This is a genomic window from Salibaculum sp. (genome assembly GCF_035270045.1).
In the GTDB taxonomy this organism is placed as follows: domain Bacteria; phylum Pseudomonadota; class Alphaproteobacteria; order Rhodobacterales; family Rhodobacteraceae; genus Salibaculum.
Genome location: NZ_DATFIP010000090.1, coordinates 1 through 2,432, shown reverse-complemented (window position 1 = coordinate 2,432; position 2,432 = coordinate 1). Strand labels below are relative to the sequence as shown.

The window sequence follows — 2,432 nt, the reverse complement described above, 5'->3', positions numbered from 1 at the left end:
ATCCGCGAAGGCGGCCGCACCGTCGGCGCCGGCGTCGTGGCAAAGATCATCGAGTAATCTACCCCAGGGTTCGACGAGGGAGGCCGGGCGGCCCGGCCTCCCTCCTATCAACTCCAAAGCCGCGAAAGGCTCAACCAATGCAAGGCCAGAACATTCGCATTCGGCTCAAGGCGTTCGATTACCGCGTGCTGGATGCCAGCACGCAGGAAATCGTCAATACTGCCAAGCGGACCGGCGCGCAGGTGCGCGGGCCGATCCCCCTGCCGAACAAGATCGAGAAATACACCGTTCTGCGTGGTCCCCACGTGAACAAGAAATCCCGTGACCAGTTCGAGATCCGCACTCACAAGCGGCTTCTCGATATTGTCGACCCCACCCCGCAGACCGTGGACGCGCTGATGAAGCTCGATCTCGCGGCGGGCGTGGACGTGCAGATTTCGGTTTGAGGAGGGCAAGGTGATGTTGCGCTCTGGTGTGATCGCGAAGAAGGTCGGGATGACCCGGCTTTTCATGGAGGACGGACGGCAGGTGCCGGTGACCGTCCTGCAACTCGACAAGCTTCAGGTGGTGGCCCAGCGCACCCCTGAGAAACACGGCTATTCGGCCGTGCAACTCGGCGCCGGCACGGCCAAGGCCAAACGCACGAGCCAGGCCATGCGCGGCCATTTCGCCGCCGCCAAGGTCGAGCCCAAGCGCCGCGTCGCGGAATTCCGCGTCGCGCCCGAGAACCTGATCGACGTGGGCGAGGAGATCACCGCCGACCATTATTTCGAGGGCCAGTTCGTCGATGTATCGGGCACCTCGATCGGCAAGGGTTTCGCCGGTGGCATGAAGCGGCACAATTTCCGCGGGCTCGAGGCCACGCACGGCGTCTCGATCAGCCACCGCAGCCACGGCTCCACCGGTCAGTGCCAGGACCCCGGCAAGGTGTTCAAGGGCAAGAAGATGGCCGGCCACATGGGGGCCGCGCGCGTCACCACGCAGAACCTGCAGGTGGTGCGCACCGATGCCGAGCGCGGCCTGATCATGATCAAGGGTGCGGTTCCCGGCTCGAAAGGCGGCTGGGTGACGATCAAGGATGCGGTGAAAAAGCCGTTCCCCGAGACCGCCATCCTGCCCGCGGCGCTGAAATCGGCCGCGGAAGAGGCGCGCCGTGCCGCTGAAGAGGCCGCCGCCCAGGCCGCTGCCGAGGAAGAGGCCGAAGCCAAGCGCCTCGCCGAGGAGCAAGCCGCTGCAGAAGCGGCCGCGCTCGAGGAGGCCGAGGCCGAAATCGAGGCCGAGAAGAAGGACAGCGAAGAATGAAACTCGACGTGATCAAACTGGACGGCGGCACCGCCGGCTCGGTCGATCTGGGCGAAGACATCTTCGGCCTGGAGCCCCGTTCCGATATCCTGCACCGCGTCGTCCGCTGGCAGCGCAACAAGGCGATGGCCGGCACGCACAAGGTCAAGACCCGGTCGGAAACCAGCTATTCCAGCAAGAAGATATATCGCCAGAAGGGCACCGGCGGCGCACGCCACGGCGACCGCAATGCGCCGATCTTCCGCAAGGGGGGCATCTACAAGGGCCCGACCCCGCGCAGCCATGCGCATGAGCTGCCCAAGAAGGTGCGCAAGCTTGGCCTCAGGCACGCGCTCTCGGCCAAGGCGCAGGCCGGTGAACTCGTGGTGATCGAGGACGCGGCCAGCGACGGCAAGACCCGGACCCTGGCGCGCCAGGTCAAGGATCTCGGCTGGAAGCGCGCGCTTGTCATCGACGGCGCACAGGTCAACGAGGACTTTGCCCGCGCAGCGCGCAACATCGAGGGCCTCGATGTGCTGCCCAGCGTCGGCGCGAACGTCTATGACATCCTCAAGCGTGACACGCTCGTGATCACCAGGGCGGGTGTCGAAGCACTGGAGGCTCGACTGAAATGAGTGCCAAGGCAGAACATTACGACGTGATCCGCAAGCCGGTCATCACCGAAAAGGCGACGATGGCCAGCGAGACCGGCGCCGTCGTCTTCGAGGTGGCCATCGACGCCAACAAGCCGCAGATCAAGGACGCCGTCGAGGCGCTGTTCGGGGTCAAGGTGAAGGCGGTGAACACGTCGATCACCAAGGGCAAGCAGAAGCGCTTTCGCGGCATCAAGGGCACGCGCAAGGACGTCAAGAAAGCCTATGTCACGCTCGAAGAGGGCAACACCATTGACGTGACGACTGGCCTCTAATAAGAGGCCTCATCCGCGCAGCCCCGGGATTGTCCGGGGCTGCGTTCATTCCGGAAACGCGTGGCGCGAGCGGCCCGTTTCCGTGAGCCGGGGACCTCAGGGGCCCTACATGATCCGCGGGGATACACCCCGCATTACATAGCGGCCTGTCATGGGTCGCGTTTGCAAACGGAAGACAGAAAGCATGGCACTCAAGTCGTACAAGCCGACGACGCCGGGCCAG

Annotated in this window: 4 protein-coding genes; all 4 read left to right on the top strand. The window is 64.6% G+C overall.

Going from position 1 to position 2,432, the window contains the following annotated elements:
• The first annotated feature begins 137 nt into the window (after positions 1 to 137).
• The 4 genes from rpsJ to VJ897_RS15205 are packed head-to-tail and all read left to right on the top strand — an operon-like array spanning position 138 to position 2,209.
• Positions 138 to 446 carry a 30S ribosomal protein S10 gene (gene rpsJ / locus VJ897_RS15220; RefSeq protein WP_104018654.1) on the top strand — a complete coding sequence of 103 codons (309 nt, stop codon included), beginning with the start codon at positions 138 to 140 and terminating at the stop codon, positions 444 to 446.
• Positions 447 to 459: 13 nt separating this feature from the next.
• A complete protein-coding gene (rplC, locus tag VJ897_RS15215; RefSeq protein ID WP_324056657.1) occupies positions 460 to 1,302 on the top strand; it encodes a 50S ribosomal protein L3 in 843 nt (280 codons plus the stop codon).
• Positions 1,299 to 1,916, top strand: a complete 618-nt coding sequence (rplD, locus tag VJ897_RS15210; protein ID WP_324056656.1) for a 50S ribosomal protein L4 — start codon at positions 1,299 to 1,301, stop codon at positions 1,914 to 1,916. The genes rplC and rplD overlap by 4 nt, the downstream gene beginning before the upstream one ends.
• A complete protein-coding gene (locus tag VJ897_RS15205; RefSeq protein ID WP_324056655.1) occupies positions 1,913 to 2,209 on the top strand; it encodes a 50S ribosomal protein L23 in 297 nt (98 codons plus the stop codon). Before rplD ends, VJ897_RS15205 begins: the two co-directional genes overlap by 4 nt.
• Positions 2,210 to 2,432: the final 223 nt, after the last annotated feature.

Bases quoted from the DNA above. Each gene is read 5' to 3' on its own strand.
- rpsJ (WP_104018654.1), top strand. From the start codon at position 138: ATGCAAGGCCAGAACATTCGCATTCGGCTCAAGGCGTTCGATTACCGC.
- rplC (WP_324056657.1), top strand. From the start codon at position 460: ATGTTGCGCTCTGGTGTGATCGCGAAGAAGGTCGGGATGACCCGGCTT.
- rplD (WP_324056656.1), top strand. From the start codon at position 1,299: ATGAAACTCGACGTGATCAAACTGGACGGCGGCACCGCCGGCTCGGTC.
- VJ897_RS15205 (WP_324056655.1), top strand. From the start codon at position 1,913: ATGAGTGCCAAGGCAGAACATTACGACGTGATCCGCAAGCCGGTCATC.